Here is a 17,315-nt window from a genome sequence, read left to right as displayed (position 1 = left end):
AGTTGGACTTGTAGTCGGTGTGGGAGTTGGACTTGTAGTCGGTGTGGGAGTTGGACTTGTAGTCGGTGTGGGAGTTGGACTTGTAGTCGGTGTGGGAGTTGTAGTTGGTGTGGGAGTTGTAGTTGGTGTGGGAGTTGTAGTTGGTGTGGGAGTTGGAGTTGGTGTCAGAGTTGTGGTGACTGTAGATGCGTTGTTGCCTGGAGTGGGGTCAGCGGTAGTTGAGGTACTTCTGGCGGTGTTGGTGACGCTGCCGGATGCAGGTGCGATGAAGCGGACTGTGTTGTTGACGGTGACACCGCTGGCTAAGCTGGGAACGGGCGCGAAGGTGACTATACCTGTAACCCGATCGTAGACGCCGCCGTCGGAGGGGATGACTCCTGTTAAGTCGGGAAGGATGGTGTCGGTAATGGTGACGTTTTCCGCTGTGCTTGGGCCGTTGTTGACTGTGGAAATTGTGTAAGTAACTACTTCACCCGGTGCTGCCGCCGCAGTCCCGGTTTTGGTGGTAACAACGTCGGCACTAGGTGTCAGAGTTGTGGTGACTGTAGATGCGTTGTTGCCTGGAGTGGGGTCAGCGGTAGTTGAGGTACTTCTGGCGGTGTTGGTGACGCTGCCGGATGCAGGTGCGATGAAGCGGACTGTGTTGTTGACGGTGACACCGCTGGCTAAGCTGGGAACGGGCGCGAAGGTGACTATACCTGTAACCCGATCGTAGACGCCGCCGTCGGAGGGGATGACTCCTGTTAAGTCGGGAAGGATGGTGTCGGTAATGGTGACGTTTGCGGCTGTGCTTGGGCCGTTGTTGACTGTGGAAATTGTGTAAGTAACTACTTCACCCGGTGCAGCAGCCGCAGTCCCGGTTTTGGTGGTAACAACGTCGGCACTAGGTGTCAGAGTTGTGGTGACTGTAGATGCGTTGTTGCCTGGAGTGGGGTCAGCGGTAGTTGAGGTACTTCTGGCGGTGTTGGTGACGCTGCCGGATGCAGGTGCGATGAAGCGGACTGTGTTGTTGACGGTGACACCGCTGGCTAAGCTGGGAACGGGCGCGAAGGTGACAATGCCTGTAACCCGATCGTAGACGCCGCCGTCGGAGGGGATGACTCCTGTTAAGTCGGGAAGGATGGTGTCGGTAATGGTGACGTTTGCGGCTGTGCTTGGGCCGTTGTTGACTGTGGAAATTGTGTAAGTAACTATTTCACCCGGTGCTGCAGTCGCAGTCCCGGTTTTGGTGGTAACAACGTCGGCACTAGGTGTCAGAGGTGTGGTGACTGTAGCCAGCGGATCAGTACCGTTGTTGTTTTCAGGAAAAGGATCGGGGGTAGCTGAGGTACTTCTGGCGGTGTTGCTGACGCTGCCGGATGCAGATGCAGGTGCGATAAAGCTGACTGTGTTGATGGCAGGAGGAGCACCGGAAGGCAAGCTGGGAATCGCTGGGAAGGTGACACTCCCAGTCTCTGCATTGTAAACAGCCTCGTTGGGTAGACTAACTATATTTAAACCGGGAACAATGCTGTCGGTAACGGTGACGTTTGTGGCTGTGCTTGGGCCGTTGTTGACTGTGGAAATTGTGTAAGTAACTATTTCACCCGGTGCTGCAGTCGCAGTCCCGGTTTTGGTGGTAACAACGTCGGCAAGAGCAGCAACAATTGTAGTTGAGACTTGAGAGATGGGTTGGGAACTATTGTTGTTAGCTAGATTTGGGTCGAAAGTGGTGGAGGTGCTATAGGCAGTGTTAGTTAAGGGAGCTGTGACTGTTGGGGAAACTGTGGCTGTGATGGTGCGGGTTTGGCTAGCACCGTTAGCCAGAGTCGGAATCACCGGCCAGATGACCGTCCTCGTTACGGTATTGTATGTGGCGAGGTCGGAGGCGCTGACGAAACTTAAGCCTGCAGGCAGGGGATCTTGAATCAGGACGCTTTCGGCGCTGTTTGGCCCGTTATTTGTGGAGGTAATTGTATAGGTAATGGTGCTGTTGGGTGTGGCGAACAGCGGGCCTTTTTTAACAATGGAAACGTCGGCTTGGAGTGTAGGCGGATCTATACTTTGGACGATGACATTGTTAACTTCGTGAATGTTTGTGTTTCCCCCTGTCGAAGCAGCAAAGCCAAATTTAAAAGTACGCGGCACTGCTCCGTTTACGATTGCCAAATTTGGTATATCGATCAGTGTTTCGCCCGCATCAAATGTGCCGTTGCTGTCCAAGTCGAAGGCAACTGTCAGACGGTTAGGAAATGTTTGTGAATTCGCCGGGAACAATGTAACTTGAACGGTTCTTTTAGCTTCAGCGCGAATGCTTGTATCTTTATTGTCTATGCCACCGGGAACGACTCGGCTAGTTAAAAAATTATAAGATGTGCTTTCGCTGCCTCTAAGTCCTACTGCATCCTCTAGCGGCCCTCCCAGCGCAGCAGGATTTGTATTTACACGCCCTCCCGATCCTGATTGACTGGCAGAATAATTGCCAAACTCGTCTAATCCGACACCTAAATAACCTCCAGAAATACCAAGTGAAGCGGGACTATTATTATTCTGAGCATAGCCTAGAGAGCCACCATAGCCTCCCGCTTCTGTTGGCGTAGCTGTTCCGTCAATGAGGAAAAAACTAATGCCATCGGCACCAACCGGGGTATTATCCCCTGGTGGTCGTTGTGGAAAAAGGACAGTACCTCTGTTATAGGCAAAGAAATCAAAGGTAACTCTCAGACCCTCAGTAGCCGAGATGGGGTTGTTGTAGATTACAAAAGCTGCTTGTTGAAAGGCGTTTGATGTTAATCTCAAAGTACCTGTTCCGGGTGGATCGCCAGTCCCTAAAGCGGGAATAACGCCGCTGGAATTGGTGGCACCTGCGGTTAAGCCTGGGTTAGTTGTAAGGTTGTTGCCAACTCCATATATCCAAGGCCCGATTACTGTTGTATTTTTAAATTCTTCAGCCGCTAAGGTAGCCAGGACTGATGTGTAGCCTTCTAGGACTTCTTTTTCAAAGGCTATTTCGGTATTTATTTGTCCTGTAGTAATTTCTAATTCCCAGTCGCCGCCTAATGCTGCACTCCCTGTTAGATTGTTGGAAGCTGCAACATTTGCTCCTGTTATTTGGCTGAGTTTTTGTATGAATTTTAGACCAGATTCCCCTGCGCCTGTGTTGCAACTTAACAGCAGAATACTACCTGTTTCGTTGAGAGCTTTACCCCACTGCTGCAATTGGCTGGAATAGGTTTCTATATTGTGAATATTGAGTTCTGCCCGGCCGATTTCTACTGATGCTGATGCGCCGTGAGCAACTATTTGAATGCTGTTGAGGCTGTGCCTTGATGCTGTTATTTCGGCAATTTGTTCGATTCCATCCCGGAATCTATCGAGCAGGATTACTTCTGTATTGCTTTTCACTCCCCTGAGCAACTCTTGGTAGTTTTCTACTTTTGAATCCACAATCGCTAGATTTTTTCGGCTAGCCGTCTCTGCTTTATGGCTAGCTTGTCTCAAGATTTTAGTTTCCATGTTGGTAGATTTCCGTGCTTGTGTAGATGACAAAATTGACAGATTTGGGATGGTTCTTATTGTTGGTTAATTTGGTTGCTAAATCTAAGCTACCCCTTTTCATAGAGGATGATAAACTTTGCAGTATAAAGTTTTGAAAAATATTTTTTTTAGGATATATAATATTTTCCTGTATTTGTTATTTGTGATGTTAGGCAATCATTAGAGAGGAATTGCAGCGATCGCCCTTGGATGTCCTGATGCGACCGATCGCTGCCAATCATAACATGAATAAGGGGTCACAGCCTTCATATTAGCCAAAACCCTCTATTTTTGGGAAAAATGATATCAGGTCTAACGTTAGTTACATGGTAAATTACTTACGGATTTATCAGTACAAGGGGTCTGACCCCTCATGCCGCTTTTCTGAGTCTGGTGATATCGAGGCTGGCTCAGGATCGCGAATTAAATAACTTACAATTTTAATTGTTATTGTGGGATGGGCCTGAAAGCCCGTCATGAGTGGACGGGCTATAAGAGCCCATCCCACTTTCAAGAGTGGAAGTTATTTAATTCTCATTCCTCAGACAGCTTGAACTGTAAATATACTGAAAATATTAATTGCCTAAAAATTGGCAGATTTTGACTTTGAGGTGCGATCGCTCTTGAAAGTTGAGAGTACGGCATTTCTAGAGATTTATACTTATACTACTTTGGGGTGCAGTAAACTCACAGCCATGTAATAATAGCAACTTAAAGCTACAAAATTTAACAAAAAAACCTTGACAAATTATATATGTTAATACCAGGATTGCGGTGACAAAAAAGAACGATCGCCCTTGAATTCAAAAAGTACGATCGTCCTTTACACTCTGTTTATATCTAAATCATCAAACTGCGTCGATCGCACCCTCTAACGCCGCTTGCTAAGCGTCAATATCGAGTTCCCGCACTAAAAAAGCCCATTCATCAGCCAATTCTTCAATCACTTTCGCAGTGGGTTTGCCGGCACCGTGTCCCGCTTTCGTTTCAATCCGAATTAACACGGGATTTTCTCCCGCGTGGGTTTCTTGCAAAGCAGAAGCAAACTTGAAACTGTGGGCCGGAACCACGCGATCGTCGTGATCGGCAGTTGTAATCATTGTCGCTGGATAAGCCGTTCCCGGTTTGAGATTGTGCAAGGGAGAATAGCCGTGAATTGTGGGAAATTCTTCGGGATTTTCCGGCGAACCGTATTCAGAAGTCCAAGCCCAACCAATGGTAAATTTGTGGAAGCGCAACATATCCAAAACGCCGACAGCCGGCAGCGCTGCACCGAACAATTCCGGCCGCTGAGTCATGCAAGCCCCTACTAATAAACCGCCATTACTACCGCCTGCGATCGCCAATTTAGCCGGTTTGGTGTACTTGTTTTCTATCAACCATTCAGCGCCAGCTATAAAGTCATCAAACACGTTTTGCTTGTTCAACTTTTTGCCTGCTTCGTGCCATGATTCGCCGTACTCGCCGCCTCCCCGCAAACAGGCGATCGCATAAACTCCACCCATCTCTAACCACACTATCCTGCTAACAGAAAAACTCGGAGTTAGCGAGATGCCAAAACCACCGTATCCGTAAAGGTAGGTGGGGTTATTGCCATCCAACTGCAAGCCTTTTTTGTGGGTGATAAACATGGGTACTTGCGTACCGTCTTTGCTTGGGTAAAATACTTGTTTTGTCTCGTAATCGTCTGGATTAAAATCGACCTTTGGCTGCCGATAAATTGTACTTTCATCTGTCACCATATTGTAGTGATAGATGATGTTAGGTGCGGTGAAACTGGTGTAAGCATAAAAAGTTTCGGTGTCGTGCCGCTTGCCGCTGAATCCTCCCGCCGAACCGATTCCGGGCAAGGCAACTTCTCGCACGAAAGAGCCGTCTAAGTTGAAAATTTTAATCTGGGTGTAGGCGTCTTTCAAGTAAGAAGCGACAAATTGATTGTTCAGGAGACCTATGCCTTCGAGGGTTTCTGCTGCTTCGGGGATAATTTCTGTAAACTCCCCCTCCCTGGGCGACGAGGGGGTTTCATCACAAGCGAGGGATGAGGGAGGTGGGTTGTTGGTGTCGATCGCAATTACGCGGCCCAACGGTGCATTTAAGTTTGTTTGAAACCAGAAAAGAGAGCCTTCATTGTCGATGAAACTGTACTCAGCCTCGAATTCGCTAATCAGTTCTACAACGGTTGATTCCGGTGCAGTTAAATCCTTGTAAAAAATCAAGTTTTTGGTTTCAGTTCCCTGCCAAACTGAGATAATCAAGTATTTGCCATCTTCGGTGACGCCACCGCTAAATCCCCACTCTTTCTGGTCGGGTCGCTCGTAGATTAATACATCTTCAGATTGCGGCGTACCGAGTTGGTGGTAAAACAGTTTTTGGTAATAATTAACGTCTTCGTGCTTGCTTTTTTCGTTGGGTTCGTCGTAGCGACTATAAAAAAAGCCTTTGCCATCGTGAGTCCAGGAGGCTCCTGAAAATTTAATCCACTTTAAATGGTCTGATAAATCTTCGCCGGTTGCCACATCACGGACTTTCCATTCCTGCCAGTCGGAACCGGAACTTGACAAACCGTAGGCCATATATTTGCCGTCTTCGCTGATAGCTATCCCACCCAGAGCAACGGTTCCATCTTCTGAGAGAGTGTTGGGGTCAATTAATACTTTTGGTTCGCTGTCGAGGGATGTTAACGTGTAGAGTACCGATTGATTTTGCAGGCCGTCATTCTTGTAGTAGAAATAGCGATCTCCTTCTTTGAAAGGTATGCCGTATTTCTCGTAATCCCAAAGTTGAGTCAGGCGCTGTTTGATTTTTTGCCGCGCCGGAATTTCGTTGAGGTAGCCAAAGGTAACTTGATTTTGGGCTTCCACCCAAGCTTGGGTTTCCTCAGAGTCGGGATTTTCCAGCCACCTGTAAGGGTCAGATACTTTGACGCCGTGGTAGTCGTCTGTTTGGTCGATTTTGCGGGTTATGGGGTAGGTGAAAGGTCGATCGAATTTAGCCATGATTTTTTACTCTCGGTAACTTTGTCCAGTTTACCCTTTCGCGGCAGTGACGACAGGGAACAACGAAACTCAAGACCAAAAACTAAATACCAAATACCCGACAGGTTGAAACCGGTCGCTACACAGACAAAACCCGCCGACGCGGGTTTCATATCTTACAATTTTGTCATTGCGAGCCTGAGCGAAGCAATCGCAGAAGCTTAGAATATAGCTCTCGTCGCATCAATTGTAAACTCTTCATCCTCTCTTCTCTTCCTACCCTTCGGGAACGGCTTCGCCGAACGTGCTCTTGGCGTCTTCGCGGTTCGTTTCTCTTATTTTTAAATCAGCCATCACCCGTTTTCAACTAATCCAACTCCCTCCTTCCTTCCAAAGCACGAGCCAATGTAACTTCATCGGCATATTCCAAATCTCCCCCCATCGGCAAACCAAAAGCTATGCGCGTCACCAGCGTAAAAGGTTTTAATAAGTGACCGATATAAAGAGTAGTAGTTTCGCCTTCCACGCTGGGACTAATAGCAATAATTACTTCCTTAACCTTTTGCTGGCTGACACGCCGGACTAACGGTTGAATGTTCAATTGTTCTGGTCCAATTCCATCCATCGGCGAGATAACGCCGCCAACAACGTGATATTTACCCATGTATTCCCGCGTTTTTTCTAAAGCGATTACGTCGCGGGATTCTGACACTACACAAATGGTATGAGTGTCGCGGTTGGGATTGCGGCAAATTTCGCAAACAGGGTCAGCAGATAAGTGAAAGCATACTTGACAGAAACCTACTTGCTGTTTGGCATCAATCAAAGATTTAGCTAGGGCTTGCACTTCTTCTTCCGGTCGCTTCAAAATATGTAAAGCTAAACGCTGGGCTGTTTTTGGGCCGACTCCGGGCAAGCGCTGCAATTGTTCGATTAAACGAGCTAAAGGTCGAGTGTACATTAAAAATTGGCGGTAATTGGTAATATCATTTCTGGTTGATTCGCGACAATATAATTTGTGCGATGTAGGGGCAGGTTTTACCAACCATCTATGTTTAAAACTAAGTATATCATAAACCCGCCCCGCCCATACACTGATGACTGTTGACTAATTTACCCTCCACTAATTTTAGCTTTGTAGCCTAACTTTGTGATGATTTCTAGCAGCTTTTGCTTGTGTTCGCCTTGAATTTCGATTTCATTATCTTTGACTGTGCCGCCAGTACCGCATTGGGCTTTTAGCTGCTTGGCTAAAGTTGCTAATGTTTCGGGTTTTTCCTGAAAGCCGCTGATGATTGTAACTGTTTTGCCGCCGCGTCCTTTGCGGGATGCTTCGATTTTGAGGTTTTGTTGATTGGGGGGAACTTCGGCAACTCCCCGTTGGAGGGCGGCGGAGTTGTCAACGTTGCCAAATTCGGAGTAAACTATTCGTTTGCCCTCGGTTGTTTTACTGTCAGAATCTTTGCGTTTGGATGCTGCCATAGGTTAAGATGCTTGAACTTTTTTTAGTGGTATTTCTAGTTTTAGCGGATTGGGGTATGGTTGCGATCGCTCGGAATGCGATCCCATCTTCTACTTATTGTATTAGCCCGTCAATCGATTTTAGATTTTAGATTAAAGAATTGAAGGATTGACTTGCGCGAGATAAATACGTTCGGCAAGTTTCTCGGATACAGGTTTTTTATTTCTGGACGGATGAATCACGTGGCGGGTATCCTGGATGCTTTCGGTCAAGCGTTGAAGGAATTATAATGAAATTTGTTCGATCGCCTCAAGTCCACAACCGATTTGGTACGATCGACTTTGGTACGATCGACATCAAGCCTCTAGCTTACCCGCCAATCTAAAAAATCTACAATCTAAAATCTAAAATCAAATGACTGTCACCCCCCTACCTCTCACCACCGAAACCAGCGCCCAACGCCCAGACTCCCTCGGCAGATTCGGCAAATTCGGCGGCAAATACGTCCCCGAAACCCTGATGCCCGCTTTATTTGAACTAGAAGCGGCTTTCCACAAATACCGCAGCGAACCGGAATTTCAACAGCAACTCCAACAATTGCTCAAAGATTATGTCGGCCGCCCCAGCCCTTTGTATTTCGCCGAACGCCTCACCGAACACTACGCTAAAGCAGACGGAACTGGCCCGCAAATTTACCTCAAACGCGAAGATTTAAACCACACGGGAGCTCACAAAATCAACAACGCTTTAGCTCAAGCATTGCTGGCAAAACGCATGGGCAAAAAGCGGGTAATTGCTGAAACTGGTGCCGGTCAACATGGCGTTGCTACCGCCACAGTTTGCGCTCGTTTCGGTATAGAATGCGTTGTCTACATGGGCGTTCACGACATGGAAAGACAGGCTTTAAATGTGTTTAGAATGCGCTTGATGGGAGCCGAAGTACGGCCCGTGGCTGCGGGTACGGGAACGCTGAAAGATGCGACTTCGGAAGCGATTCGCGACTGGGTGACAAATGTCGAAACAACTCATTACATTCTCGGTTCCGTGGCGGGCCCCCATCCTTACCCGATGATGGTGCGCGATTTCCATGCGATAATCGGTGAAGAAACGCGCGCTCAGTGTCAGGAAAAGTGGGGTGGTTTGCCGGATATTTTATTAGCTTGCGTCGGCGGCGGTTCTAATGCAATGGGTCTTTTTCACGAGTTTGTCGGGGAAGAAACTGTCAGATTGATTGGTATTGAAGCCGCAGGCGAAGGTGTGGAAACTGATAAACACGCTGCTACTTTGACTAAGGGAAGTGTGGGAGTTCTGCACGGGGCGATGAGTTATTTGCTGCAAGATAATGAGGGTCAAGTGATTGAGCCGCATTCGATTAGTGCGGGTTTGGATTATCCTGGTGTGGGGCCGGAACACAGTTATTTGAAGGATGCTGGTAGGGCTGAATATTACAGTGTTACTGATGCAGAAGCGCTGGAAGCTTTTCAGCGGCTTTCGCAGTTGGAGGGGATTATTCCGGCTTTGGAAACTTCTCACGCGATCGCCTATTTGGAGACTCTGTGCCCGCAGCTAACAGGCAATCCGCGCATTGTGCTTAATTGTTCCGGACGCGGCGATAAAGACGTGAACACTGTAGCGAAGGTTCTGAATATCTAGGTTAGCGGAATGTGGGGCGATCGCTCTGTAGGAATCGGTAACAATTAACTTTATTTCTCGTTTGATTTCATGTCCAAAGGTTTGATTTCGATTTGCTTGGGATTGTTGACAATCCTGCCTAAGTGTGACACTTCCATTCCTACGCGATCGCTGCCACAAACTCCCATGAATACTAATGTTGCTTCGAGTGCTATTACTGACTTAGAAAAAGCGGTTAACCAACAGATAAATAAATACCGAGCATCTAAAAAGTTGCCGCCGCTGAGTGTCGATCCGGAAATCACTCAGATAGCAAGAATTCACAGCGAAAATATGGCTAACGGTAAAGTCAGTTTTAGTCACGATGGATTTGAGGGGCGGGCGAAAGCAATTACGATTCCTTATCAAAGTGTAGCTGAAAATCTTGCTTACAATATGGGCTACAGTGACCCGGTACGCAATGCTGTTGAAGGTTGGATTAAAAGTGATGGCCACCGCAAAAATATGGAGGGTCAGTTTAATGTGACCGGTATTGGGGTTGCGAAAAATGCCAAAGGCGAGTATTATTTTACTCAGCTTTTTGTCCGCAGTCGATAATTTGAAGGAAGGCACGACACTGATTCGGACACGGATACACGGATTAATTATCGAGTGTGACGTAGATGCTGAAGTTAGAAGGAAGAGGGAAGAGAGAAGAGGGCAGTCAACAGTCAAAAGTCAACAGTCAAAAGTCAACATTCAAAAATTACTAATAATGGAATTTGCAGATTTTCAAGTGTGCGATGGTGATATTCCCGATTCTCTCTTATCTTATTATTTGACTGCGGAGGCGATCGCCGTTGATACGGAAACAATGGGTTTGCTACCTTGGCGCGATCGCTTGTGTTTGGTGCAGTTGTGCAATCCCGAAGGTAAAGTTGCAGTGGTGCGGATTGCCAAAGGCCAGACAGCAGCCCCGAATTTAAAGAAGTTAATGGAAGCCGAAAATATTGAGAAAGTATTTCATTTTGCGCGCTTTGATATGGCAACAATGCGTTACAATTTAAGTATTGACATTGCACCAGTTTTCTGCACCAAGCTAGCTAGTAAACTTGCTAGAACTTATACCAACAGACACGGATTGAAAGAATTAATTCTCGAACTCGAAAAGGTAGAACTAAATAAAACATCTCAAAGTTCCGACTGGGGAAATGCGACGAATCTTTCTGACGACCAACTAAATTATGCTGCTAATGATGTTCGCTATTTGCTGAGCGCTAAACAAAAGTTGACTGCTATGTTGCAGCGAGAAGAACGCTGGGAAATTGCACAGCAATGTTTTCAGTGTTTGCCAGTTTTTGTGAGTTTGGATTTATTGCAGTACAACAATGTTTTCGAGCACGGCTAATACCATTTTAGATTTTAGATTTTATATTTTAGATTGGGAATGAATGATGACTACCAGGGTTTAGATCGCGGGCATACAGTTGCATTATTTTTTTGAAATTGTATAATATTGTGTCATATTATGTCCGATCGATTGACCATAATATCCCGGCCGGGCGGGTTTTTGAGATTGTCAATTATTGGCAGATATTATTGGTGAACCCGCCCCTACCTGATTTCGGGCGAAGCGAAGCGGAGGGAATCGACCGGACTAGGTATCACCTCGCACAACTGCCATCAAATTGTTTTGTAGTGAAGACTTGAGTTATCATAAAACTCGCTTGGACTTGAGTCCTCACTACAAACGTAATTATTATTATTTGACCAGACTTGATGTGATATCAAATCCGGTAGCATCAGAATTATTCCTCTCTGTATTCTCTCCCTCTGCGTTCTGGAGCGCCCTCTGCGGTTAAATCATTCCGATAAAACCGGAAACGATATGAGTTAAAAAAAAATCAAAACAGTGATCTATTGCTGATTATGGCTAATCGGGATTATGTTCGTGCAGCAAAGCTTCAATTTGGTCGTCAACATTTCTAATCACCTGTTCCAAAGCGGGCAACCCCTCTAAAGGCACAGGAGAAAGCCGAGTTCGATCGCGAATTTGATTCACTTTCCGCTGCAATTCTTCGGCCAGCCGCAGCGCGTCCCGACTCAAAGTAGACAACTGCTGCTGCTGGTAAAACCTCAAAGCTGCCCCCCGCAAAACTTGCAGAGTGGCTTCTTCCTTGCCACCCACCGTCATTACCCGCAAGCGCAACAGCAAATGAGTGTTTTGGTATATGCGCTCAACTTCGACTTGTTTGGCTTGTTCCACCGGGCCAACAGGCATATCCGTCAGCCGTTTCAACTCATCGATGACCTCTTGGAAAAGCACGATATCGATACCTTCGAGCATCGATTTCAAAACGCCGTCTTGACTCCAAAGAATCCGGCCTTGGGACTGGTGCCGCTCAAAAAACAGGCGGCCGATACCCTCTCGCAGCACTCTACCGAGCAATTCTTCCAGCAGTTGGGGCGCGGGCAAAGTTGCCAAAACTTCGACTGGGCTTGACAAGTGCAAGGCCTCGACATTCAAAACCGATACCTGTGTCGGTGTCGGGGGCACCTCAGCGCTAGCAGGTTTAAACCGCTCAGGAGCGGGCCTTGAGGGTTCTGGCACAGACAGCAGCGTTGCTGCATTGGGGCCTGAAGTTGCTGATGGGGGATTTTTGGGTTTTGGGGCTGCGGCGGTTTCTGTCTGGCTGGGTTCTCGGAGCTGGTTGCCGTGCAGCAAGTAAGCTGAGAGCATCGAGCGCTGAGTTTCCGAGGCAATTGGCTCTGTTGTGACTGAGCAATTCATGTAAGCTAAAATCCGCTGCACGTAGTCCAAGGCGGAGTCATCTTGGGCATCGACTACGCCCAATTTAAATAGATTACCTTCTAGAGATAAAGGCAAAACTTGATAATAAAGGCAAGCTTCAAAGGGGACAACTGTGTCGATTAGGTGAAATATTCGATCGGAGTCCATTGTAGCTGCCGAGTGTGTTGAAGATGTATATACCATTAGCTGCTTTGTAGTTGGAAGCGCGATCGAGCGCGACGCACCAACCTGATGCGATAAAATTAAACGCTGCAACTTCCCTGACGGAGGAATTGGCCTAACAACCGGAAGCTTTTATTAAAGAAAAATCCTTAGTCCCAGAATTTTCTCCCTGCTGTATTGCAGCCTCAAATTCTACCAAAAGATTGAGAGCTAGATGATGACTAGCGCAGTCTAGACCCACTATCATCGATCGCCCGAGACAGATGCCCGTGGCTGGCAACAATAGAATTATGTCAGGAATACGCAAGTATTAGAGATGCACCACAACCGATGATTTACGGGCAACCGCTGAATTTAGGATTGGGTGAAATACCCAAACTAAACGGAATACCGTTATAGTTCGGGCTTCGTGTATCGTTTGCCGTTGCTCTGTTGGGTATACCCATTTCTGGGTATTCGTCACTGAAGACGATCCGAGTCTGACACAGCATCTCTGGCTTTTTACGGCCTTTATCCCTTCGTAGGGAATCCACGCAGAAGCCCTGTTTCCCAAGGCAAAAAACTATTTTCGTACAACAAACTTGGATTGTATTTTATGGTGGGACGTACCTTACCAACCAGCGGTCTGCTCTTTCCCCTTTTCTCTCGCAGTTGTCCGAGGCCAAGCATTTTACTGCTACTGTAGCCTGTTGTTTGCAGTCGAGTGGGTGGGTCGCAACCACTTATATCTTAGACTTTTGAGGAAATTGTCGCTCTTTTTTCATAGACCTTGCGAAAGCTTATATCCCAACGCCCAATTGAGTACAATTACAGCGTGGGGCTTACGCCAATTGAGTTAAAAAATCCTGAAAAGTCGATCGTGCTGCTAGTATCTTAGCCCAGAGAGCTGGCTGCGATCGTCTCCGATCGCGATCGTTACTGCAGCGCTACGATATCCCGATCGAGCTAACCTGAATTGATACAAGGGGCATCGCGCGGTTTTCCACGGGGAAACTCGCAGAACTCTGTGGCTGTGAGGGAATTGATTTGTAGCGCGGATTCGGAAAAATGCTACCGCCAATTAACAATTAGCAATTGCCCGCCACCCATTACCAATCTACTCGTTGCGGAGCGATTGAGCTGCTAAATAGAGTTTGCTCCACTCGCCGATGACTTGATTGGTTTTCAGCTTTAATTCAGATGCGATCGTCTCTACACTTTTCCCTGCTTTCAGCGATTCTACCAACTGCCGCTGCACCGGCGTGAGGTTTTGCAAATATTGCTGCCACTGGGCGGGAGTCAAGCCCAAACTGTGTTCTTTGAGCGAAGTTTCCAGCCAGTTGGCGACTAATTCCGGTGCTTGTTTGACCGCAAAAACCCGAATCGCGTGGTAACTGACTTTTTCTCGCAAGCGGTAAATTTGCTTGATCGGAACCTTCAAATCCTCGGCAATTGCCTCTTGGGAACGACCTTGCAGGTAAAGCTGCAGCCACCGGGAAGCCAGCGGATCGACTTCAGCGGCCAAGTAATTCTCAAATTCTTGTTGGACAATCTGCCGCTGAGTTTGCTGCTCTTCCCAAGCTTGATTTTCTCGATACTCGGACATTGCCTGTTCATCTAGCAGGCTGAGCGGTTCATCGGTATCTTCGGGTAGAACCTGTTCCGACACCAGCCGCACCCAGTCTCCCGCAGGCACTTGCGTCAACCCGCCCCGCTGGGCACGCCGCAGGTAGTTGACAAAACGGTACACCAGCAGCGGCTGGTTGCGGATCGGCCGTAAGCAGTATTCTTCTGTGCTCGCTAGCAGCAAAGCATTTCGGAGGCGTCTGTCTGAGGTGCATTCGGCAATCCAGGCGACTTGCTGCTGCAGGTAGCGATCGGAATTGAGCATTTCCTGAATCACTTCTTGCAGTACCTCCACCGCACTCCGCTGTCTGTCGCGACTCAGGGAAACCCACGCTTGGATTTTTTGCCGGAGTACAACTAAACCGCCGAGCCGCCCGATCAAGTTGCGGTAAGCTTTTTCTGGCGGTACTCCGAGATACCGAGAAATCAAAATTCGATATAAAAAGTCGATCGCCCCAGAGGCGACAGACAATTGAGTTGGGCTAAGAGTGTCAAATCTTTCGGGCTTGTCTCCCAACAGCCAGCGGACAACACTCTCGCGGGTGCTAGAATTTTCGTCCGGGCAATCTTGTTCAAGTCGTGACTTCCAATCTTGTCCTAGTCTTTCCGCCAAGGTCATGGGCTGTCGAGAATATTGTCTTTCACCCCCGATTTTACGTGGTATCCTGGATTTTTGAGTATTTTTCAGATATACGATCGCGCGATCGGATAAATTACCTTAAATTACCCTAAACAAAATTCCATTACGGTGCGATATGCCTAACTTTTTATTAGAACTCGGTACAGAAGAATTGCCCGCATCTTTTGTCAAAGGCAGCGTCGAGCAGTGGCAGCGACTGGTACCTGCAACTCTGGCAGAAGCATCCTTGACAAATGACTCAATTAATGTATACGCTACTCCGAGGCGTTTGGCCGTTCTCGTGAAAGGACTGCCAGTTCAGCAATTAGACAGAGAAGAAGAGGTAAAAGGCCCACCCGCGAGTTCGGCTTTTAAAGATGGCAAACCGACGAAAGCAGCCGAAGGTTTTGCGAAAAAGCAGGGCGTAGAAATTGATGCGTTGGAAGTTCGCGCTACCGATAAAGGCGATTTTGTGTTTGTGCTCAAAAAGATTCCGGGGCGGATGAGTGCGGATATTTTGACAGAACTTGTGCCGCAGTGGATTAATAAGTTAGAAGGCAAAAGATTTATGCGGTGGGCCGACGGAGATTTGAAGTTTCCGCGCCCAATTCGATCGATCGTGGCGCTGTTAGATGATACTGTACTGCCAATTACATTGGTGAGCGGTTCGGATACGGTCAAGAGCGATCGAATTTCCCAAGGACACCGGGTGTTATACACCCCCCCTAAACCCCCCCTTGGCAAGGGGGGGACATCGCTTCCTACACCCCCCCTTGGCAAGGGGGGGACGGGGGGGGTTTCGATTCCCCAAGCCGAGGATTATGTCGAGTGTCTGCGGGCTGCTTGCGTAGAGGTCGATCGCACCCAGCGCAAAAATCAAATTAAAGCACAAGTAGAAGCCGCAGCGACAAAACAAGGCGGTTACGCCGACATTACCGAAGATTTGTTAGAAGAAGTCACCGACTTAGTAGAATGGCCGAACGCAGTTGTCGGCAAATTTGACGAGGAATTTTTGATATTGCCACCGGAAGTAATCACCACAATTATTGTTACAAACCAGCGGTATTTTCCCATACTCAAAAGCCCCGATTATCCCGAACTTCTGCCCTATTTTATTACAATTTCCAACGGAGATCCCGCTAAAGCCGCGATTATTGCCGCCGGTAACGAGCGAGTAGTGCGGGCGAGATTGGCAGACGGTCAGTTTTTCTACAAAGCAGACTTGGCAAAGCCTCTAGAGGATTATTTGCCCAAGTTGGAAACAGTAACTTTCCAGGAAGATTTAGGGACTGTGCGCGCCAAGGTCGATCGCCTGTGCAAGATTGCCAGTCTCATCACCAATCAACTGCAAATCACAGAGGAAGAGCAAGCTGATGTAGCAAGAGCCGCCTTACTTTGCAAAGCCGACCTCGTAACCCAAATGGTTTACGAACTTCCCGAAATGCAAGGAATCATGGGGCAGAAATACGCCTTAGCAAGTGGCGAATCGGAAACAGTAGCCACAGCGATTTTTGAACATTATTTGCCCAAAGGTGCGGGCGACAATTTGCCCCAAACTCTGACAGGTCAAATTGTCGCCATAGCAGACAAATTAGATACATTAGTCAGCATCTTCGGCTTGGGAATGTTGCCGACTGGTTCATCCGATCCCTTCGCTTTGCGTCGCGCAGCCAATGCAATAACTAACATTATTTTGGCGGCTCAGTTGCCACTCAACTTGCACAACTTGCTCGCAGAAGTTGTCGCAGAATTTACCGCAGCGCGCCCCGAAACACCAGCCGAGTTGCTAGATCAGTTATACGAGTTTTTCTTGCAAAGAATTCGGACTTTGTTGCAAGAAGAAAAGAATGTAGATTACGATTTGGTAAATGCAGTTTTGGGAGAAAACGACCCAGAATATACTGAACGAGCATTGAGAGATTTGTTGGACGCACTGGAAAGAGCACTTTTCCTACAACAAATCCGCAATAACCAGACTTTGGATCTGATTTACGAAACAGTCAACCGTTCAACTCGTTTGGCGGCTCAAGGTGATTTGGATAAAGTTGAATTGGAACCGAAAACGGCGGTGAAACCAGAACTATTTCAAAAGTCGTCTGAACAAGCTTTTTACGATGCAGTGGTGCAGTTAGTGCCGCAAACGCTGCTATCCAAACAAACTCGGAATTACCAGCAGTTGGTAGATAGTTTGATTGAGATTGCTCCAACTGTCAGCAACTTTTTCGACGGGCCAGAAAGCGTTTTGGTGATGGATTCTGACCCCGAAATTAAGCAAAATCGGTTGAATTTACTAGGTTTGCTGCGGAATCACGCGCGGGTGTTGGCTGACTTTGGGGCGATCGTCAAAAGTTAAAATTGACAAGATTTGAGTCCGCCTGGGATTGAAAACCTCCGCTTCAGTCCGCCGGGGGTTGAAACCCCCGTCTCAAAGCGAAAGTCCTCGCTATGAGGACTGAAACGCATACATACCAAGCTTTTCAGTCCGCCGGGGGTTGAAACCCCCGTCTCAAAGCGAAAGTCCTCGCTATGAGGACTGAAACGCATACATACCAA

General features: G+C 47.5%; 10 protein-coding genes. 4 read left to right on the top strand and 6 right to left on the bottom strand.

The features are described 5' to 3' along the window. The 4 genes from QT973_RS25095 to QT973_RS25080 form a co-directional block, all read right to left on the bottom strand. A partial coding sequence (locus tag QT973_RS25095) for a DUF4347 domain-containing protein (protein WP_333392465.1) occupies positions 1-3,495 on the bottom strand: 3,495 nt, incomplete at its 3' end. 905 nt (positions 3,496-4,400) lie between these two features. After that, positions 4,401-6,512, bottom strand: a complete 2,112-nt coding sequence (locus tag QT973_RS25090) for a prolyl oligopeptidase family serine peptidase (RefSeq protein WP_333392463.1) — start codon at positions 6,510-6,512, stop codon at positions 4,401-4,403. Between the two features lie 346 nt (positions 6,513-6,858). Next, positions 6,859-7,452, bottom strand: a complete 594-nt coding sequence (gene recR / locus QT973_RS25085; RefSeq protein ID WP_333051368.1) for a recombination mediator RecR — start codon at positions 7,450-7,452, stop codon at positions 6,859-6,861. Between the two features lie 152 nt (positions 7,453-7,604). Further along, complete coding sequence (locus QT973_RS25080; RefSeq protein ID WP_333051370.1) at positions 7,605-7,973, bottom strand: translation initiation factor; 369 nt, start codon at positions 7,971-7,973, stop codon at positions 7,605-7,607. Between the two features lie 394 nt (positions 7,974-8,367). On the opposite strand from QT973_RS25080, the gene trpB reads away from it, so the two are divergent. From trpB to QT973_RS25065, 3 genes are all read left to right on the top strand, one after another. Next, positions 8,368-9,606: a tryptophan synthase subunit beta gene (trpB, locus tag QT973_RS25075; protein WP_333374304.1), complete on the top strand. Its 1,239-nt coding sequence runs from the start codon at positions 8,368-8,370 to the stop codon at positions 9,604-9,606. Positions 9,607-9,675: 69 nt separating this feature from the next. Further along, positions 9,676-10,182 (top strand): CAP domain-containing protein, encoded by a 507-nt coding sequence (locus tag QT973_RS25070; protein WP_333051374.1) that lies wholly within the window; start codon positions 9,676-9,678, stop codon positions 10,180-10,182. A gap of 157 nt (positions 10,183-10,339) precedes the next feature. After that, positions 10,340-10,972, top strand: coding sequence for a ribonuclease D (locus QT973_RS25065; protein WP_333051816.1), 633 nt, complete (start codon positions 10,340-10,342; stop codon positions 10,970-10,972). A gap of 525 nt (positions 10,973-11,497) precedes the next feature. Here QT973_RS25065 and QT973_RS25060 read toward each other — a convergent pair. Beyond that, on the bottom strand, positions 11,498-12,559 hold the full coding sequence (locus tag QT973_RS25060) for a hypothetical protein (RefSeq protein ID WP_333272520.1): 1,062 nt from the start codon (positions 12,557-12,559) through the stop codon (positions 11,498-11,500). A gap of 1,075 nt (positions 12,560-13,634) precedes the next feature. Then, on the bottom strand, positions 13,635-14,762 hold the full coding sequence (locus QT973_RS25055) for a HetZ-related protein 2 (RefSeq protein WP_333392461.1): 1,128 nt from the start codon (positions 14,760-14,762) through the stop codon (positions 13,635-13,637). A gap of 136 nt (positions 14,763-14,898) precedes the next feature. Here QT973_RS25055 and glyS point away from each other — a divergent pair, with 136 nt between their 5' ends. Then, positions 14,899-17,115, top strand: a complete 2,217-nt coding sequence (gene glyS, locus QT973_RS25050) for a glycine--tRNA ligase subunit beta (RefSeq protein ID WP_333392460.1) — start codon at positions 14,899-14,901, stop codon at positions 17,113-17,115. Positions 17,116-17,315: the final 200 nt, after the last annotated feature.

It is taken from the genome of Microcoleus sp. Z1_A1, assembly GCF_036700305.1.
Taxonomy (GTDB): Bacteria; Cyanobacteriota; Cyanobacteriia; order Cyanobacteriales; family Microcoleaceae; genus Microcoleus.
This window is presented reverse-complemented; position numbering and strand designations above follow the sequence as displayed.